Genomic DNA, 18117 nt, shown 5'->3' with positions numbered 1-18117 from the left:
CTCAACCTGCTGCTGGGTCGCCTGTAGCAGGATAATCAGATAAAAGAGACTGAACAATGTTCACTATCAATGCAGAAGAACGTAAAGAGCAGGGCAAGGGTGCGAGCCGCCGCCTGCGTACAGCTAACAAATTCCCGGCCATCATTTATGGCGGTAACGAAGCAGCTGTAGCTATCGAACTGGATCACGACTCCGTGATGAACACACAGGCTAAGCCTGGGTTCTACACCGATGTTCTGACCCTGGTTGTTGATGGCAAAGAAATCAAAGTAAAAGTACAGGCTGTTCAGCGTCACCCGTTCAAGCCAAAGCTGCACCACATCGACTTCGTTCGCGCTTAATCGCTCTGACGAAATGATGTAAAAAACGCCGCTTATGCGGCGTTTTTTTTATCCGGCGAAATGTGAGCAGGCTGCCCACATTCACGTTTTATTTACCGCCGCTGTGGCGCTGAAGCTGATCGCGCAGATTTGGCGGCGTGCCTTTAATCGTCAGCGTGTCGGTCGCCGCATCCCAGAAAATGCGCTCGCCCAGCAGCATCGCATCAAAATTAAGGGTAAGCCCGCCGCCGCTGCCGGCAAATTTGGTCAGCTGCCGCAGCGTACTGCGATCGGCCGGAAAGCGCTCTTCCAGCTCATAGCCCTGCTCCTGCGTAAAAGCTTCGAAGGTTTTTTCGCCCAGCGGCGCCAGTTCCTCAGATAAACCTTTCAGCTCAATCTCTTCGCCTGCCTGAAGCTGCTCGTTGCAGTAGCTGTAAACCTGCTTGCGATAGTCCTGACGCTCATTTTTATCCAGGCTCGCTTCCTGACAATAGTCATCAACCGCCTGAAGCAGTCCGCGGTTTTGCGCCTTGGTATCCAGCCCGACGCTCGCGCCCAGAAAATCCATAAAGAAGTCAGCGACCTTCCGCCCTATCCGGCCCCGCAGGAAGGTCAGATAGCGCGTGGATTCCGGATTAGTTTCCCATTCGGTCAGATCGATTCGGGCGACAATATCCGCATGGTTGATATCCAGATAATGGGTGCTGCTGATATCCAGCTCTTCATTAACGCGCATGCTGTTCTGGCTGTTCAGCACCGCAATCAGCAGATAGTCTACCGCCAGGTAGCGGTAGTGGCCGAACAGCACGACGCCCCCTTCGGCAAAGGAATATTTTGCCAGCTCGTCGCGCAGGCGACCCGTGGCGGCACGGCTGAAGGCCAGAAAATCATCTTCGCCTTTACGGCAGTTGCGCAGCGCCTCCGCCAGTTCGCTTCCTTCGTTAAACAGGCCATATGCCTTGTTTTTAGCGCTGTAGACGCGGTGAAGCTCTTCCATCATCGCCGTTACCGGGGCGTTGGCGGGCAGCAGCGATTCACGCAGCACCAGCTCCAGCGTCTGTTCGTCACGCTTGATCATCTGATGCAGGGCAATCTGGTCAATATCCAGACTCATGGTAGACTCTCCTTTTAACGTAGGCGCGTATTCAATCACCGAGCGCCGCTGCGATCAACAGGCAGTCACATTAACGTCCGGCTTGCGATAAAAGTGCAGAAAAAACCGCACTTTTACGGTAAGCTATCGCCTTTTAATAGTGAATAAATTCGACTCTTATGCCGCAATCATCCCGCTACAGTGACGACCGCGTGGAAAAACTCCTCGCCGAAATGGTCAACGTGCTTGAAAAAGACAAGGCCCCCACCGATCTTTCCCTGATGGTGTTGGGCAATATGGTGACCAATTTGATTAATACCAGCGTGGCATCCGCACAGCGCCAGTCGCTGGCGCGCTCTTTCGCCGAGGCGCTTCAGGCGTCAGTGCGCGACGATCAAGCGCATTAATGTGATGATGCTGACTCTGTTATGGTAACAAACCGACAACGCTACCGTGAAAAAGTCTCCCAGATGATTGGCTGGGGGCACTGGTTCGCCCTCTTTAATATCATCTTCGCCTTTATTCTGGGTAGTCGTTACCTGTTTGTTTCCGACTGGCCGGCGTCGCTGGCCGGGCGTATCTACGCCTTTACCAGTTGGATCGGCCATTTCAGCTTCCTCGTTTTTGCCGCCTATCTGCTGATCATCTTCCCGCTCACCTTTGTGGTGATGTCCCAGAGGCTGCTGCGCTTCCTCTCGGCGATTGTCGCCACGGCGGGACTGACGCTGCTCCTTGTTGACAGCGCCGTGTTTAACCGCTTCCACCTGCATCTTAATCCGGTGGTCTGGGAGCTGGTGGTCAACCCCGAGCAGAGTGAGATGGCCCGCGACTGGCAGCTAATGTTCATCAGCGTGCCGGCGATATTTCTGGTGGAGATGCTGGTTGCCACCTGGAGCTGGCAGAAACTGCGCAGCCTTAACCGGCGCAGCTTCGGTAAACCGCTGGCCATCTTCTTTATTTTTGCTTTCCTGACCAGCCATATGATGTATATCTGGGCAGATGCGAACTTCTACCGGCCTGTGACCATGCAGCGCGCTAACCTGCCCCTCTCCTATCCGATGACGGCGCGGCGCTTTCTGGAGAAGTATGGCCTGCTTGACGCGCAAGCTTATCAGCGCAAGCTGACAGAACTGGGTAATCCAGAAGCTGTCTCGGTGGCCTATCCGCTGAATGACATTACCTTCCGTGACGCGGGGACGCGCAACAATCTGCTGATCGTTACGGTCGACGGTCTGAATGCCGCTTCCATGGCGCAGTCATTGCCGACGCTGCAACAATTTGCGCGTGAAAACGTCAACTTTACCCAACATTTCAGCGCGGGAAGCAGCAGTGAAGATGGCCTGTTCGGCCTGTTTTACGGTATCTCGCCGGGCTATATGGATGGCGTGCTCTCCTCACGCATTCCTTCCGCACTGATCGGCGCATTAGGCAAGCAGGGCTATCAGTTCGGGCTGTTCGCCTCCGATGGCTTCAGCTCCCCGCTCTACCGCCAGGCGCTGCTGGCCGATTTTTCCCTGCCGGCTTCGCACAATCAGCCCAACAGTCAGACTACGGCGCAGTGGCAGCGCTGGCTGGAAGGACAGAAAAGTAATCAGGCACCGTGGTTCTCCTGGCTTTCGCTGTCGGCAATGAATAACGCGGCGGACAAGCCTGACGCCATTGCGCAACGCTACGCGCGCGGCGCGAAGGATATCGATCGGCAAATTGCGCATATCCTCACGACCCTGAAAGCGCGGGGCCTGCTCGATAACACGGTTGTGATCGTGACGGCCCGTCACGGCATCGCGCTGGATAACAACGACAGCCTGGGCAATCGCGCCAATTTTCAGGTACCGCTGGTGGTTCACTGGCCCAATACACCTGCCCAGCAAGTCAGTAAGCTGACCAACCACCTGGATATCATGACGACCCTGATGCAGCGTCTGCTCCATGTCAGTACCGCACCGGCCGATTATTCTCAGGGTGAGGATCTGTTTGCCGCCCGGCGTCGCCATGACTGGGTTGCCAGCGTGGACGATCGCCAGCTGGTGATCACCACGCCAAAAGTTACGCTGGTGCTGAATAACAGCGGCAGCTATCAGGTCTGGGACAGTAAAGGGCTTGAGCTGAAAGAACATAAGCCTCAGCTCGCGCTACTGCTTGAAGTGCTGACCGAAGAGAAGCGCTTTATCGCTAACTGAGGGCTGCAATTGTATAAATTCAGAGCAGTCAACACCTTAGGCGCTTGCAATGAAAGTGAAAATGCGTAGTATAAGCTCCCAGATGTCGGCACGTAGCGCAGCCTGGTAGCGCACTGTCATGGGGTGTCAGGGGTCGGAGGTTCAAATCCTCTCGTGCCGACCAGAATTCCCCAACGTTTTGTCTGCTGAATTTCAGAGAAGGCGATAAAACAGCAGATTGCTTCAGTCTGCTGTTTTTTTATTTATACATACCAGCCTTTCAACTCCCCCTTCCAGAATTAGCCACAAGTCAGCAAAGCACAGTGTCTCCTTCGCCCGATCCGTTTAACCTGATGTGAGGCTGAATTTATCTGTTATTAACCGATCTTGTTATATCCCTGTGGAAACACGCTGCTATTAACCAGATGGTTTAAAGCAAAATGAAGAGTAAACATACATCTCCCTGTATGTTTACTGTAAACGGCAAAGGCCGGAAGATGGCTTTATGACTGAGCAGGAACATCCCGCGTGCAATATAAAACCAGCGCCCCGCATGGCAATTCCTGCCCATAGAGCTGCATTAGCTATAATGTCTGGCCTTACAGGGGATGGATCTGCTGTTTCTCCGCCATGCCCTATCTGTTAAGATTTCGTCAGGTTACTGGTTGAAATTGTAAGGGTTATAACAATGCAAAACGCTGACTTGCTCGTGCATCTGAAGGAATGCCTCAGGCGTGAGGTGATGATGTCCGGGCGGCCTTTCTCCTGGTCCAAAGTCATTCATAAAGCCATCAAGTGCCCCGGGCGGCGCTATCTTTTCTGGTGGCGACTGGCCTCTTATCTTTATCAGACCGGACGTCCCTGGCGCAGAAAATTAGCAAAACGTATTAACAGAAAAATCACCCTCAAATATGGTACGGAAATCCAGTTAGGCGCACGTATTGGCGCAGGGATGACCATCTCACACCATTACGGCATCGTCATTAATGGCAGCACCACGATTGGCGAGAATTTCAAAATACGCCAGAACACCACCATCGGTATTCCGGGTAACCCCGAAAAATCAAAAGGTGACCTGACGACTATCTTGATAGGAGACAATGTTACCGTAGGTGCCAGCTCCTGCATTATTGGTAATGACCTGACCATTGGCAATAACGTAACTATTGGCGCCATGTCATTCATTAATAAAAATATTCCCGATAACTGCACGGTGTATACTGAAAAGCGGACCACTATTGTATTCAATGAAAAAGATGAGTAACGTTCGCCAGCAAAACTGCGCATCTTCTTTGCTATACGCCTGCCATTTATATTTGTTGACCACCATCACACTCCTGTTTAATCAGGCAGCAAAACGCCCAGGACAGATCTGCACGAAATTTGATTATTCACTGGCTGTACTAAACGTGGCGAAAATCTCAAACCCGAACCCTGTAACAAAAGCGTCATATAGCTAACATACTCTGTCGCTACACTTTTGGCGCATGACCAAATATCCAGGGTTAAATTATGGCGACGATTAAGGCAAGGAATTTCAGGGATGCAGATGAGATGCTGCATTCCGGTATTACTAAGGTCGAACTGGCTTATGATATTGGCAGTGACGATTTCTTCAGGCTGGCCAGCCACTGGTGCGATCGAGGTGCAAAAATTTCCCGTGGCACCGATCACTTCATCGTCTCGTTGAAAGGGTTTGCTGTTCCCTCAAATGATTAGCTAAGACAGGCTCTTTGCTATCACCTTCCCGATCTGCTTAAGTCCCCTGTCATCAGGAAAGCGGATCGGGGCTGAGGTGGTCATAACAGAACCTATTTCTCTTTACTTCAGCATCGCCGGAACCGCTCTTCCCTCCTGTTCCGGATCGCCATTTCCTGAGCGACATATACCTTTGCGCCCTCCCCGATAATCCTGACGTTTGGCTCTATTGTGCGAGCTATAACGCCACGCACTACAGCGAAGCGCTGTTTGACGACATGGCTACTCCTCGTCCTCAGCGTCTGGTGCAGGCCTTTGCCACCGGCCAGGGCGGTCCGACATCCTGTCAGACCCTCTCAGGGTAGCTTTGCGTCCTCAGGCGAGCACGTCCGTACGCTTCACCGCGTCCAGCGTGGCCTGCTCGCGTTCTTCGCCGGTCAGTTCGCTCAGCTTGCCCTCCCGCATCTCCAGCAGGCGATCGGCATGCAGAAAATAGTGATCGTCATGGCTGATGGCCAGCACCGTTTTTCCCATTCCCTGAAGCCACGGCAGCAGTTCACGATAGAAGATGCGACGGAAATGGGGATCCTGGTCAGCCGCCCACTCATCAAGCAGCAGAATATCGCGCTGTTCCGCCGTCGCCAGCAGCAGCGCCAGGCGCTTACTCTGCCCTTTGGAGAGCTTAAGGTTAAGCACCTTGTTGCCTTCGAGCTTGATTTTATCCTGCATTTTCAGCTTTTCCAGCCACATCTGCACCGCGGCCGGATCGGCAGGTGCGCCCTGATTATCAATCAGGCGATCGAAGAGATGCACATCGGTGAAGACGGCAGAGAACAGCGCACGATACTGCTCCATATTGCCGGCATCGACCGCCTTGCCATCAAGCAGAATTTGTCCGGATACCGGCTGGTATAGCCCGGTCAGCAGCATCGCCAGCGTCGATTTCCCGCTGCCGTTGCCGCCGATCAGGAAAACCAGCTCGCCGCGCTTCAGGGTCATATTGATCGGCCCGACCTCAAAGCCGCGATCGCCGTAATGGAAAACAAGATCGCGCAGCTCCAGCGTCTGCCAGCTTCTGACGCTGGCGGGCGCGCTGAAGTCCGGTTGATAGTCGGCAAGCTTAAAGGTGTTCAGCTTATTGTAAGCGACCTGAGCGCTCAGCAGCGTTGGCAGCGCGCCCACGGCGGAAAGCAGCGGCGTACGCAGGAACAGCAGCGTCAGCGAATAGGTCGCCGCGACGGCGGTATCTGCCCAGCCCAGGCTGTTAGCCATAAAAAAGACCAGGCCAATCGCGCCCAGCATCATGATATTCGACCAGTTCACCGCGCTGAGATGGAAAGTGTCCGCCCGCACGATATGGTGACGATAGGTACGGGCATCTTCCTGATAGACGGTTTCAAAGATCTGCTGAGCGCGCTGGCGGTTAAGCGCCAGCTCTTTCCGTCCTTCAATAATGGTCTGATAGTCACTATAGAGCCGGTCTTCCGTCTCACGCAGGACGGCCATATGGCGATAGACCTTCGAAACCAGCAGCCAGCCGCCGATAATAGTTATCGCGACCCACGCGGCGGTGATCAACAGCATTTCAGGCGAGAGCCAGGCAAGATAGGCGGCCGACCCGAAGGTGAGGATGATGCCCTGAATCAACTCGGGAAGGCGGACAAAGGCGATAGTAATGCTGCGTACGTCGCTGGTCAGACCCGCCAGCAGCTGGGCGCTGCCAATCTGCTCAATGCGTTCTACCCGCGTATCCAGTATTCGCTTGATAAATTCACCGCGCAGGCGGTAGACAAAATGATGCCCCAGCTGGGTCAGCGCCAGCTGCGAGGCCAGCGTGATCGCCATCAGCAGCAGCAGCAAACCTAAAAACTGCGGCAGCACGCCCAGCGAGGCGTTGAGGGTAACGATAAGCTTCTGATTGATGAAGGCAATCAGCCCAATGCCTAACGCGGCACTCAGCAGGCTGAGAAGAATGACCATCACAAACGGCCAGCGGTACTGACGACAGACGACGCGGAGCAACTCCATGAAACCACCCTGGTTATATCAATGCAGCAAGCAGTGTAATGAGACCGCGGGCGATATCAATAATAATTCCCATTTAACCGCTAATCCGTCAGCGGAAGGCGCGCCGGAAGGTCAGATTGAAGCGAAAAGCGCCAGTGCGTGGATGAATTCCCGGCTTCAGCGGCAGGATGCCGTGATAGCGCAGCCGCGAAGGCCCGCCCCAGACCACGACATCGCCATGCTCCAGCAGCACGCGCTGGGTGGCTTCACCACGCTCAAAGCCGCCAAACTGAAACACCGCCGGCAGGCCCAGCGAGACTGAAACGATCGGCTGCTTCAGGTCTTCCTCATCTTTATCCTGATGGAGGGAAAGCTTCGCGCCTGGCTCATAGCGGTTAATCAGGCAGGCATCCGGGTTAAAGCCGGGGAAACCCGCCTCCTGCGCACAGGTGGTGGCCAGCGAACGGAAGCGCTCGGGCATCGGCGGCCAGCGCCTGCCGGTCGCGCTGTCTTCTCCGCTGTACTGATAGCCTCTGGCGTCAGTGGACCAGCCAAAATTGCCGCAGTTGGTCATCGCAACGGACATGCGGTGGCCGCCGGGCGTAATGCGGTGATAAAACGGGTTTTGCAGTGCAATACCTTCCACCAGCGTCATCAATTCATCACCCTCATCCCGCACGCGACGGCGCAGGATCACCGCCCCTTCCGCCAGCGGTTCTGACCACGGGGCTTCGTCACTAAAGAGATCCAGCATAGCGGCTCCTCAAGGTACTCTCCTGTCCTGGTCCTGCCGGATAAAGGCCTTAAACTGTGGGGACATCCAGGTTGTAAAGCCGTCATCTTTTTTCATAATAAGGTAAACGGCCAGTTTTTCACGCAGCGCCAGCGCCCTGGCTTTTTCTTCACCCAGCACCATCAGGCCCGTATCCCAGCCGTCCGCCTCCAGCGCCGTGGTGGCAATCACCGTGGCAGAGACCAGCCGGTGCTGGATCGGCCGCCCGGTTGCGGGATCGATAACGTGAGAGATGCGTTTGCCCTCAAGTTCATAATAGTTGCGATAGCTGCCGGAAGTGCTGATGCCGTGCCCCTGGAGATCGACCACCGCCTGCACCGCATTCTCTTTATCAGTAGGCTTCTGAATGGCTACCTTCCAGGGCTGACCCGCGGCGTTGTGCCCGCGCGTCAGCACGGCGCCGCCCACGGAGACCAGGTAGCTGTTAATGCCCTCTTCTTCCATCAGCCGCGCCAGATGATCGGTGGCAAAACCCTCTCCCATTGTCGAGAGATCAACATAAAGGTCCGGCAGATCTTTTTGCAGCCAGGCGCCTTCCCCCCGATTGGTCACCCAAAGATGCCGGTATCCGGTCAGCGCTTTCGCTGCATCAATCTGCGCCTGCGCAGGCGTTTTCACCGGCTGCCTGTCAGGCCCGAAGCCCCACAGATTGACCAGCGGTCCCACGGTGATATCCATCGCCCCACCGGTCTTCCTGCCGATGCGCAGTGACATGGTGACAATGTCGGCCATATTATCGCTGACCGGCTGCGGCTTAGTGCCGTGGTACTGATTAAAGCGGGAAAGCACCGAATCCGTTTTCCAGGTCGACAGCTCCTGGTCGTCGGCGTCAAGCCGTGCCTGAATCGCTTTTTGCAGCGTTTCTTTACGCTCCGGGGCCACGCCGGCGAGGCTGACGCGCCAGAATGTTCCCATTGTGCGTCCTTCCATCACCAGCGCGGCATCCGGTGAACTCTGGTTATGATTATCACAGCCAGTAAGTGTAATAAATGCTGCCAAATTAGCGCAGTACAGCAAAATCTTCTTCATTAATCGCACTTTACCTGTAATAAATATTGGCCCGGAAATGCCCATTTTCGCCCTTTTTCGCCGCATAAGGGCGCTTGATCTTACCCGCAACTCTCACCAGGATGTCACTATTCGCACCTCGCTGTGAGGCTGCCTCCCCCTAAATTTTCAGGAGAATGAGCATGACCTACTACTTACTTCTTGTCGTGTGCATCGGGTTAATTATCTTTTCCGGCTACAAGCATTACAAGCATACTCATACCAAACAGCTCTATCGTCCACATCGTCGACAGTCTTCAAGGTAAAGAGAGGGAAGTCAGATTGAGGTAAGGCGGGAAGGGAGACCGGAGAGGAAAGGCAATAAGACAATAAAGGAGCGCAGCCGCGCTGCGCTCCCAATCGTCATCAGAACTGGTAAACCAGACCCAATGCCACCACGTCATCCGTGTTGATGCCGGTAGCGTTGGTGAAGTTGTTGTCGTCCATCAGGTTGATCTGGTAGTCAACGTAGGTAGACATATTTTTGTTGAAGTAGTAAGTCGCGCCTACGTCGATATATTTTTTCAGGTTCTGAGAACCATAGCCTTCGATATCGCTGCCGCGCGAGCTGACAAACGCCAGTGACGGACGCAGGCCGAAGTCAAACTGATACTGCGCAACCAGTTCCCAGTTATCCGCCTTATTGGCATAGCCGTAAACCGCCGCATCGCTGTCGCCGAAGCGGGTTGCATTGTAAGAACGGGTATACATCGCCGCCAGGTAGATGTTATTGGCGTCATATTTCAGACCGCCAGTGTAGGCAGTTGCTTTGTCGCCGCGGCCCAGGATATCCGCAGAGCCCGGCGTACCGGCGTTCTGACGCGTAGTACGATCGGATTCAAACATAGCGGCACCGATGCCAAAACCGGAGCCCAGGTCGTAGGTTGTTGCCAGACCCCAACCGTCGCCATTCTCACCCAGCACATCGCGGCCGCTTGAAGATTCGGTAGGGTTATCATTTTTGCCCTGATACTGCACGGCAAAGTTCAGACCCTGCACCTGGCCAAAGAAGTTGTTGTTACGGTAGGTTGCCACGCCGTTAGCGCGCTGGAACATGAAGTTATCTGCGCCGTAGGTATCGCCACCAAACTCAGGCAGAACGTCGGTCCACGCACCGATGTCATAAGCCACGCCGTAGTTACGACCGTAATCAAATGAGCCTGCATCACCGAATTTAATACCGGCAAAGCCGACGCGGGTAAAGCTGTCGGCGGTGCCTTCTGCTTCAGAATTGTTCAGCGCCGCCTGATACTCCCACTGGCCGTAACCGGTCAGTTCGCTGCTGATTTGGGTTTCACCCTTGAAGCCGAAACGGACGTAGGACTGGTCGCCGTCTGAGCCATCGTTATCGGAAAAATAGTGCAGACCATCAAGCTTACCGAAGAGATCCAGTTTATTACCGTCTTTGTTATAGATTTCCGCTGCGCCCGCAGAACCTGCGATCAGCATCGCCGGAACTATCAGGGATAGAATACGAAGTTTCATGTTATTACCCTCTATTATTATCTCTTATATGCCACTGCTTTCTGAACGTCGTAAATTCAGCCAGCCACCCCATACTAATGCGCAGCGGGTAATAATCTATCACGAAAATGATACTAAATTTCCGAATATGTTTCAGGATGAAAAATAAACTTTACCAAATGTAACCAAAGCGGAACTTTTCAGCAGCACGTAAAGGTAAAAATTATCGCACTTAATGTCAAAATTATCTAAAAGTGCCTTTTTTCATAAAGTTAGGTAAATAAGGATCGCTGAGCACTGAATGATAAAAATTTTCATCCATCAGAGAATATAATCATCCCGCTATCATCATTTTATTTCATTATTACCTTCATTCATCCTGAATGATCTGTTTTATCCTATTTCCCGCCGAACCTTGTGTTCGGCTTTTTTTTGTCTTTTTTCTCCACGCGGCGCATTACCCTCACCCGCTTAGCGCGAAAATGATATATTTCCAGTCGACGAAAAGCATTTTTAAAAAAAAAGGCACTATTTGTTAATTCACTGTGCCATCCTGCTGAGTTAATTCCTGAAAGTTATTCAGTAAACAAACAGGATGGCGGTTTCATTAGCGTTCACGCAGTGATTCTTTGACTTTATTCAGCGGCTTAACCAGGTAATCCATCACCGATTTCTGACCGGTTTTGATCTCCACGTTGGCGACCATACCCGGCACGATGGGAAATTTCCTGCCCGCTTTGTTGCTCAGCTCAGCCTTATCGGTGCGCACATAAACGCGATAAAAATACTGATCGCGCTTCACTTCGTCCTGCAGCGTATCCGGGGAAACGGTCTCCACCTGACCATAAAGATTGCCATAGATTGATGAATCGTAAGCGGTGACTTTTACCGTCGCGGGCAGGCCGGGGCGGATATAAGCGATATCACGAGGATTAATACGGGTTTCAATCAGCAACTGATCCTCCAGCGGTACGATTTCCATCAGCTTGCCGCCCGGCTGCACAACGCCGCCCACCGTGTTCACCTGAACATCCTTCACAATCCCGCGCACCGGTGAATAAAGAGTAGCCCGGGTAAGCTGATCTTCTTTACCGGTCATTACCTGAAGCTGAGCATCCAGATCGGCGTTGTTTTTTACCTGCTCTTCGCGCGCCCTTACCGCATATTCGTTTTGCGCCTCGTCGATTTTTCCGCGAAGCTCGCTGACCTGACGACGCAGCCTGATAACCTCCACCTCACCCGCCGCGCCTTTGGCAACCAGCGGCTGGGTCATGCGCAGCTCGTCCTGGACCAGCTTCATTGACTGTTTAAGATTGCTGACCGTTTCGCTCAGGTTACGGCGTCGCGATTCAAAAAGCTGCGTTTCCCTTGCCACCAGCTCCGGTTCTTTCAGCGTTTCCGCGCTGAAGCGCAGCGGTGCGCCGGTCAGCTCGGCGCGCAGACGTTCCGCTGAGGCGCGTAGCGTACGCGCTCTTGCCGCCGCCTCGCCAAAGCTGGACTGGAAACGCGTTGGGTCGAGCCTGGCCAGCACCTGCCCTTTCTCAATAATGTCGCCCTCATGCACGTTCAGCTCATTCACTATCCCGCCATCAAGGCTCTCGATCACCTGAGCGTGACTTAACGGCGTCACTTTTCCCGTACCGACGGTGACTTCATCCAGAATGGCAAAATGCGCCCAGACGAAGAACAGGATCAGCGCGGCCGTACAGAGCCAGATAATCGCCGAGGTACGGCGCTCATTTTTCTGCAGGTTGCGATCGAGCAATATCAGACTCATGCTGCATCTCCCCGCGCCGCGTTCTGCTTCGCCGTCTGCGCCGTGGCGGCCTTGAGGATCTCATCCCGCGCGCCGTCAGCGATAATCCGGCCATTATCCATCACCAGGATCCTGTCGACGAGCTTAAGCAGCGCCGGACGGTGGGTTACCAGCACCAGCGTCCGGCCGGCAAGCCAGCCCTGCATCTGGCGGATAACCTGCCCCTCCAGCTGCTCATCCATTGAGGCGGTCGGCTCATCCATCAGCACCACCTGAGGCTGACGCAGGATCATCCGGCTGAGCATCACCATCTGCCGCTGCCCGCCGGAAAGGCCTCTGCCCCCTTCGTTAATAATGCGGTCCAGGCTGGCGGCATCCTGCTGAACGAGGCTGAGCGCGCCGCTGACGCGCAGCGCCTCCAGCATCTCTTTTTCACTGGCGTGCGGATTCCCCAGCATCAGGTTTTGCCGCAGCGTGCCAAAAAAGAGCCGGGAGTCCTGAGACAGCCACCCCAGCTGGCGGCGCAGGTCGATGGGATCGATGTGACGCATATCGACCCCGTCGACGATAATTTTGCCCTGCGTCGGTACTGCCTGACCGGCCAGCAGCCGTAGCAGCGTTGATTTGCCCGCGCCCACCTTGCCGAGGATGGCGATGCGCTCGCCGGGTTTGATCTGAAGCTGGTTGACGGTAATGACATTTTTGACGTTCTCTTCATCGTAGCTGTACTGCACCCCTCTCAGATCGTAATGACCCGTCAGCGTGGGACAGTGCGCCATTTCTCCCTCCTCCGGCTGGTCGAGCGGCTTTTTAAGCAGTTCATCCAGCCCGGTCATGGCGCTTTTTGCATGCTGCCAGCGGGAAAAAACCATGGTCAGCTGCATCAGCGGGGCAAGCGTCCGCGAAGAGAGCAGGCTGCTCGCCACCAGCGTACCGGTGGTAATGTCGCCGTTCAGCACGAGATAGACGCCGAAAACCAGCATGCCTGCATAGGTAAGCTGCTGGACGGTGGAGGCCCAGCCCGTCAGCCTGGCCCCCCAGAGCCGCTGCTGCATGCCGATGGTGGCGCTGACTTCATGGGTCTGCTCCCACTGCCGCTGAAAATAGGGCTCCGCCTGCAAAGATTTAATGTCCTCAATACCTTCAATCGTCTCCACCAGCACCGCGTTACGCAGCGCGCCTTCGCGCAGTCCCTCTTTGGCCAGCTTCGCCATGGGGATCTGCACCAGCAGGCCGGGGATAACGATAAGCGGGATCGCCAGCAGCGGAATAATGACCAGCGGGCCGCCGATAAACGCCATGATAAACAGAAACAGAATAACGAAAGGCATATCCGCTGCCGCGCCTACGGTCGTCGATGTCAGCAGCTCGCGAACCTGATCGATTTCACGGAGTTGGGAGATAAACGAGCCGGTAGATTTAGGCCGCGCTTCATTACGGATGTTCATGGCGCGGGCAAAGAGCATGGATGAGACATTCAGATCGATGCGTTTTCCCATCAGATCGGAGACCTGCGTACGCATCAGGCGGATAAGGTATTCGATGGCCGCAGCAATCAGCACGCCGATAAACAGCACCCAGAGCGTGGATTCCGACTGGGCGGGGATCACCCGATCGTAGACCTGCATGGAGAAAAGAATACCTGCCAGCGCCAGCACGTTACCGACCACCGAGGCGAGCGAAATCTCCATAATCCGCCGGCCCATGCCGCGAAAGTTGTGCCAGAACCAGTGCTTTTTGTAAGGCCGCACAAACTCATCAATGCGCGCATCGCGCCCGCGCGCCGCCACGCCGATAATGCCCACCAGCTCCTGGCTCTGCGCCAGCAGCTGCGAAAGATCGCCTTCACGCACCACGTCGCCGCCGTCGCTCAGCCAGTAGCGGGCGTGGTTGTCGGCATCAATGGCTTCGAGCACCACCACGCTGCCGTTTTCCATCAGCAACACCACCGGCGTGACCTCCTGCCGCCAGCGGATTTTATTCCGCGGCACCATCATCAGGTGGAGTCCCAGCAGGCCAGCCAGACGATCAAGCTGCTTATCTGCCGGCAGATGTTCAAACCAGCGCATCTGCTGACGAAGGGTACTGCCATCAGCCGGTTTACCAAAGCGCGCCGCCACACGGAGCATCGCATCGATCCAGTTTTCGGTGCTTGCCGTTTTTTTCGTCATATTACTGCCTTATGGTGTTTGCCTGCGCAGCCGCCCTCAGAGCGACGGCAGGGTTTGTCCGGAGGTGGCTTCACGGTCAATGCCCATGATGTCCAGCAGGTTGTCTACCGCGGCGGCATAGCGGACGGTGGCGTCCCAGCCGTCGTACAGCGCCATCAGCCGGCTGCTGTCAGCCTGAAACACATCCTGTTCCACGCTCAGCAAATCATTGAGGCTGCGCTTATTTAATTTGTATTCATCGGCGTAGACCGAACGGGTATGCACGGCGCTGTTAAACTGCTGTTCGCCCGCCGTCTGCCGCTGCTGCGCGCCGATCATATCGGCATAGGAAGTGGAGGCCTGCTGATTGATATCGAGCTTTGACTGCTGAATGGCGGCCACCGCCGCTTCACGATCGCCCTCGGCCGCGCGGGTTCTCGCGTTTACCAGCCCGCCCTGATAGAGCGGCGCCTCCACCCGAAGCTGGAGTTCATCATCCCAGTAGGATCGGCTGCTGTTTTCATAACGTGTCCGGCCCGCCTCTACTCTGATGGTTGGCCAGTGGTTGGATTGCGCCTGACGCACGCGCTCCAGCGCCGCTTCCTGCTTAGCCTGGGCGCTGCGCACCGCCGAGCTGTTTTCATAGGCGATTTTATCCAGCGTAATTTGCTGATTGAGCAGGGATTGTGGCAGTTCAGGCAGATCGCTGGAAATGACGCCCGTCAGCACGGTCAGCTGCGCCTGCGCAGAGCGCGCCTGTGCACGGTACTGCTCCAGCGTGGCGTTCATGCCGGCGATGCGGGTTTGCGCCTGAAGCACGTCTGAGTCTGAACTCAGCCCGGCATCGGCGCGCAGTCTGGCGATATCCCGCACCCGTTCAAGGGAGGCGAGGTTGTCACGCGAGGCCGCCACCAGCGCGCGGTAGCGTTTGACCTCCAGATAGGCACGTAATGTGTCCTGCGCCACGGTGGTCATGGTGGCGTAAAGCGAGTAGCGGTAGGCTTCCGAAAGTTTGTACTGTTCGTCAATGGCGCTGCCGGTTCGGCCAAAATCGTAGAGGAGCTGGCTGAGCGTGATCCCGCCGGAGCCGTTGTTGTCGAGGCTTCCGGAGGAGTCGGTCTGGTGAGATCGCCCGCCGGCAGCCTGAAGAGAGATCTGCGGATACCAGGCGCTTTTCGCCGCGTCAAGATCGGCCACGCCGACGCGGATCTGCGCCGCCGCTTCAGAAATTTTAGGGTTACGCGCAAACGCACGTAGTATGGCGTCGCGCAGGGTTAAAGTGGCTATCTGCTCCTCGGTGGGCGCCGCCCGCCAGTTAAACTCGGCCTTTGGTTCTTTCGCTGCCAGCGCGTTCTGTCCCATCGCGCCGCACAACGCCGTGAAGCAGAGGGAAACCCACACTTTTTTCATTCAAGCACCACTGTTTCCGTCATCTGTTTGCGTTGTAAACGCGGGGCGGCATCCACCGCCCCGGTCATCCATGTCAGGTTGTCTGTACCTGTAAATTATGTTGCGCCAGCAAATCCGCCAGGGTGTTTTCATGAGCGGCATTACCATAAGCATAGATATCTTCAGGCTGCCCTGCCGCCACTCTGAGAGAAGCGTCGTTCCAGACCCCCCCATCCACCGAACTCAACGTGATCGTTTTACCCTCTGCGGTGGTCAGAGATTCACTGCTGCTTTCAGCCCAGGAGGCGTTCGTCTTCGCTTCTCCCCTGTCGCTAAGCGCTTCCTCCGTCGTCAGCTGGTCCGCATTCAGCCCCAGCAGGGCTAAGTCCAGCGCGGTTTCGCCCTCCGCCAGCATCAGGTTGTTGAACAGAGCAGGATCGATATGCACCTCAACTCCCTGCAAACCTTCATAGGAGTTGCCGGCAATGTCCGCCACGGTGAAAATCATGGAGTTGTAGCCATCGGTAATGCTGAGATCGCTCTGCATGATAGTCACGCTCCAGGCGCCACTCTCGCAGACAGTAAAGTCATAGACAGGATAATCACCGGGGTTAACCGAGGCTGCGGTAACCGGAAAGTCAGCGCTGAGCGTGCCGGAGAGCGTGACGTAATTAATGCCGTCCTGCGTGCTGACATCCGCCTGAGTGACCTCATTAACGGTAAACTGCGGCTCGCTGCTCTGATGGGTGATCATCCAGACATCCCGCGAGGCAGTGGCGCCGTTGCCGTTCTCATCCAGCGCCGAAAAATTCAGCGTATGCTGGCCATCCACAATGGAATCCAGCGCAACATCATCAAGGAATATCTGCCAGTTCCCGGCGGCGTCCCACACCGCCCCGGTAAATGTCTTACCGTCCAGCGTTAAGGTGACCTCCGTTCCTGCTGCAAGATGGCTGGAGGTACCGAAAATTTCCAGCCCATATATCGCCTCCCGCATATTGAGCATGTCATCGCCGGAAATGGTGTTCACCGCCAGCGTCGGCTGCGCGACTGCGGCTGACGAGCCTTCTCCGCTCAGCGGTACAGTTACCGGCGGCGGGCTTTCTTCGCTCACCGGGGCAGTGATGGGAAGTACGCTTTCTTCACTCACCGGTGTGGCAATGAGCAGCGTGCTTTCTGGCGTAACCCCTTCGCCGCCAACGGCGGCAGGCACGCTGTCACTGGCCGCCTGCCCGGCCGCCGCGCCTTCATTTTCAGTCACCGCAGGATTAGCGTTTGCGGCTTTATCATCTGAGGAGCCGCCACCGCGGCTGGCAAGCGCCACGCCACCGCCCACCACTCCCAGCATTCCAAGTGCCAGCCCGACCGCAGAAGAAGCTCCGCTGCCCGCTTCGCTCACCGCAACATCTCCAGCGTCAGCGGAATTTAACGGCGCAATCGCCGTTACCGCCTGCGGATCTGTCTGCAGCGTTTCGCTGAACTGTACGCGCTCGCGCAGATTATCGTCCCCGACAAAAACCAGCTCGCTCTGTTTCCCATCCACCACGCTAAAAAAGTGCTGATAGCGTAACGTCTGCCCCTCAGCCAACTGCAGGATCAGATCTTCGCCCTGCTGCTGATAAGCCACAACCTGCGATCGACTGCCCTGAAGCTCAACGATGCCGGGCTGACTAAGAAGTACCGTCTGCTCTGTCGCTGACGGTGATTGTTCCAGCGGTTTACCGCCTGACCCTGTTACGTAACCCAGGCCTGAAATTGCCATTGTCATCCCCTTGTGCACCGGATAGAAAAGTTAGGTGACGTCGCAAAAAAGGAAAGCAATGCTTTATCTTTTACGGACGTGCATTAGCCAGCGCCGGAAAGGCAGCTGAGCCTGAAACGGTGACAATGGATTAGAAAATAATCCATAACAAAGATAATGGGTTAAGAAAAATCCAGTAAATAAACCGTAAAAGCCTGATAATGGTCAACCCATGACGGGCAGAATACACCCTCACCACTCTCTGAAACACTCGATCATTAACTCAATTAATAACCCATTATATCAATAAGTTAAGTTGACTTAACGAACTAATAGTGGGCGCTGGCGAGAGATAATCTATTCCTCGCGCCAGCAATTTACTACCAGGTTTATTCTGGAAATAGGTTTCCAGCTTGCTTATTTTATATAAGTAACACTGATGTCACTTTATGGGCCATTCAGAAAGGCGCCAGGGTCTGTTTGTTTCATCATTGCCGTTT

Annotated in this window: 14 protein-coding genes and 1 tRNA gene; 6 read left to right on the top strand and 9 right to left on the bottom strand. The window is 55.1% G+C overall.

What is annotated here, in order from left to right; translation table 11 throughout:
* The first annotated feature begins 56 nt into the window (after nucleotides 1-56).
* On the top strand, nucleotides 57-341 hold the full coding sequence (gene rplY / locus AAH446_RS09720; protein WP_246757906.1) for a 50S ribosomal protein L25: 285 nt from the start codon (nucleotides 57-59) through the stop codon (nucleotides 339-341).
* A gap of 88 nt (nucleotides 342-429) precedes the next feature.
* Here rplY and yejK read toward each other — a convergent pair whose 3' ends face one another.
* On the bottom strand, nucleotides 430-1434 hold the full coding sequence (yejK, locus tag AAH446_RS09715) for a nucleoid-associated protein YejK (protein WP_342906513.1): 1005 nt from the start codon (nucleotides 1432-1434) through the stop codon (nucleotides 430-432).
* A 158-nt stretch (nucleotides 1435-1592) separates the two neighbouring features.
* Here yejK and AAH446_RS09710 point away from each other — a divergent pair, with 158 nt between their 5' ends.
* From AAH446_RS09710 to AAH446_RS09690, 5 genes are all read left to right on the top strand, one after another.
* Nucleotides 1593-1820, top strand: a complete 228-nt coding sequence (locus tag AAH446_RS09710) for a YejL family protein (RefSeq protein WP_342906512.1) — start codon at nucleotides 1593-1595, stop codon at nucleotides 1818-1820.
* A 21-nt stretch (nucleotides 1821-1841) separates the two neighbouring features.
* Entirely contained in the window at nucleotides 1842-3593 is a 1752-nt protein-coding gene (gene yejM, locus AAH446_RS09705; RefSeq protein WP_342906511.1) for an LPS biosynthesis-modulating metalloenzyme YejM, read from the top strand.
* 86 nt (nucleotides 3594-3679) lie between these two features.
* Nucleotides 3680-3756 (top strand) — tRNA-Pro (locus tag AAH446_RS09700).
* 504 nt (nucleotides 3757-4260) lie between these two features.
* Complete coding sequence (locus AAH446_RS09695) at nucleotides 4261-4836, top strand: serine O-acetyltransferase (RefSeq protein WP_342906510.1); 576 nt, start codon at nucleotides 4261-4263, stop codon at nucleotides 4834-4836.
* A gap of 248 nt (nucleotides 4837-5084) precedes the next feature.
* Nucleotides 5085-5291 (top strand): hypothetical protein, encoded by a 207-nt coding sequence (locus AAH446_RS09690; RefSeq protein ID WP_342906509.1) that lies wholly within the window; start codon nucleotides 5085-5087, stop codon nucleotides 5289-5291.
* A gap of 354 nt (nucleotides 5292-5645) precedes the next feature.
* Here the strand turns inward: AAH446_RS09690 and AAH446_RS09685 are convergent, their stop codons facing one another.
* From AAH446_RS09685 to AAH446_RS09650, 8 genes are all read right to left on the bottom strand, one after another.
* Nucleotides 5646-7298: a multidrug ABC transporter permease/ATP-binding protein gene (locus tag AAH446_RS09685; protein WP_342906508.1), complete on the bottom strand. Its 1653-nt coding sequence runs from the start codon at nucleotides 7296-7298 to the stop codon at nucleotides 5646-5648.
* A gap of 88 nt (nucleotides 7299-7386) precedes the next feature.
* Nucleotides 7387-8031: a DNA oxidative demethylase AlkB gene (alkB, locus tag AAH446_RS09680; RefSeq protein ID WP_342906507.1), complete on the bottom strand. Its 645-nt coding sequence runs from the start codon at nucleotides 8029-8031 to the stop codon at nucleotides 7387-7389.
* A gap of 9 nt (nucleotides 8032-8040) precedes the next feature.
* A complete protein-coding gene (apbE, locus tag AAH446_RS09675) occupies nucleotides 8041-9099 on the bottom strand; it encodes an FAD:protein FMN transferase ApbE (RefSeq protein WP_342906506.1) in 1059 nt (352 codons plus the stop codon).
* Between the two features lie 384 nt (nucleotides 9100-9483).
* Nucleotides 9484-10602: a porin OmpC gene (gene ompC / locus AAH446_RS09670; RefSeq protein ID WP_342906505.1), complete on the bottom strand. Its 1119-nt coding sequence runs from the start codon at nucleotides 10600-10602 to the stop codon at nucleotides 9484-9486.
* A 586-nt stretch (nucleotides 10603-11188) separates the two neighbouring features.
* The gene (locus AAH446_RS09665) at nucleotides 11189-12358 is read right to left on the bottom strand and encodes an HlyD family efflux transporter periplasmic adaptor subunit (protein WP_342906504.1); all 1170 of its coding nucleotides are present in this window, start codon (nucleotides 12356-12358) and stop codon (nucleotides 11189-11191) included.
* Nucleotides 12355-14508, bottom strand: coding sequence for a type I secretion system permease/ATPase (locus tag AAH446_RS09660; RefSeq protein WP_342906503.1), 2154 nt, complete (start codon nucleotides 14506-14508; stop codon nucleotides 12355-12357). The genes AAH446_RS09665 and AAH446_RS09660 overlap by 4 nt, the downstream gene beginning before the upstream one ends.
* Before the next feature lie 36 nt (nucleotides 14509-14544).
* Nucleotides 14545-15897, bottom strand: coding sequence for a TolC family outer membrane protein (locus AAH446_RS09655; protein WP_342906502.1), 1353 nt, complete (start codon nucleotides 15895-15897; stop codon nucleotides 14545-14547).
* Between the two features lie 73 nt (nucleotides 15898-15970).
* A complete protein-coding gene (locus tag AAH446_RS09650) occupies nucleotides 15971-17638 on the bottom strand; it encodes a BapA/Bap/LapF family prefix-like domain-containing protein (RefSeq protein ID WP_342906501.1) in 1668 nt (555 codons plus the stop codon).
* Nucleotides 17639-18117: the final 479 nt, after the last annotated feature.

The sequence above is a fragment of the Erwinia psychrophila genome, assembly GCF_039023475.1.
Taxonomy (GTDB): Bacteria; Pseudomonadota; Gammaproteobacteria; order Enterobacterales; family Enterobacteriaceae; genus Erwinia.
This window is presented reverse-complemented; position numbering and strand designations above follow the sequence as displayed.

What these genes read in the sequence shown, in the direction of transcription:
- AAH446_RS09685 (WP_342906508.1), bottom strand. Translation starts at nt 7,298, where the DNA reads ATGGAGTTGCTCCGCGTCGTCTGTCGTCAGTACCGCTGGCCGTTTGTG.
- apbE (WP_342906506.1), bottom strand. Translation starts at nt 9,099, where the DNA reads ATGAAGAAGATTTTGCTGTACTGCGCTAATTTGGCAGCATTTATTACA.
- AAH446_RS09650 (WP_342906501.1), bottom strand. Translation starts at nt 17,638, where the DNA reads ATGGCAATTTCAGGCCTGGGTTACGTAACAGGGTCAGGCGGTAAACCG.
- AAH446_RS09665 (WP_342906504.1), bottom strand. Translation starts at nt 12,358, where the DNA reads ATGAGTCTGATATTGCTCGATCGCAACCTGCAGAAAAATGAGCGCCGT.
- AAH446_RS09710 (WP_342906512.1), top strand. Translation starts at nt 1,593, where the DNA reads ATGCCGCAATCATCCCGCTACAGTGACGACCGCGTGGAAAAACTCCTC.
- AAH446_RS09660 (WP_342906503.1), bottom strand. Translation starts at nt 14,508, where the DNA reads ATGACGAAAAAAACGGCAAGCACCGAAAACTGGATCGATGCGATGCTC.
- rplY (WP_246757906.1), top strand. Translation starts at nt 57, where the DNA reads ATGTTCACTATCAATGCAGAAGAACGTAAAGAGCAGGGCAAGGGTGCG.
- ompC (WP_342906505.1), bottom strand. Translation starts at nt 10,602, where the DNA reads ATGAAACTTCGTATTCTATCCCTGATAGTTCCGGCGATGCTGATCGCA.
- AAH446_RS09695 (WP_342906510.1), top strand. Translation starts at nt 4,261, where the DNA reads ATGCAAAACGCTGACTTGCTCGTGCATCTGAAGGAATGCCTCAGGCGT.
- alkB (WP_342906507.1), bottom strand. Translation starts at nt 8,031, where the DNA reads ATGCTGGATCTCTTTAGTGACGAAGCCCCGTGGTCAGAACCGCTGGCG.
- yejM (WP_342906511.1), top strand. Translation starts at nt 1,842, where the DNA reads ATGGTAACAAACCGACAACGCTACCGTGAAAAAGTCTCCCAGATGATT.
- AAH446_RS09690 (WP_342906509.1), top strand. Translation starts at nt 5,085, where the DNA reads ATGGCGACGATTAAGGCAAGGAATTTCAGGGATGCAGATGAGATGCTG.
- AAH446_RS09655 (WP_342906502.1), bottom strand. Translation starts at nt 15,897, where the DNA reads ATGAAAAAAGTGTGGGTTTCCCTCTGCTTCACGGCGTTGTGCGGCGCG.
- yejK (WP_342906513.1), bottom strand. Translation starts at nt 1,434, where the DNA reads ATGAGTCTGGATATTGACCAGATTGCCCTGCATCAGATGATCAAGCGT.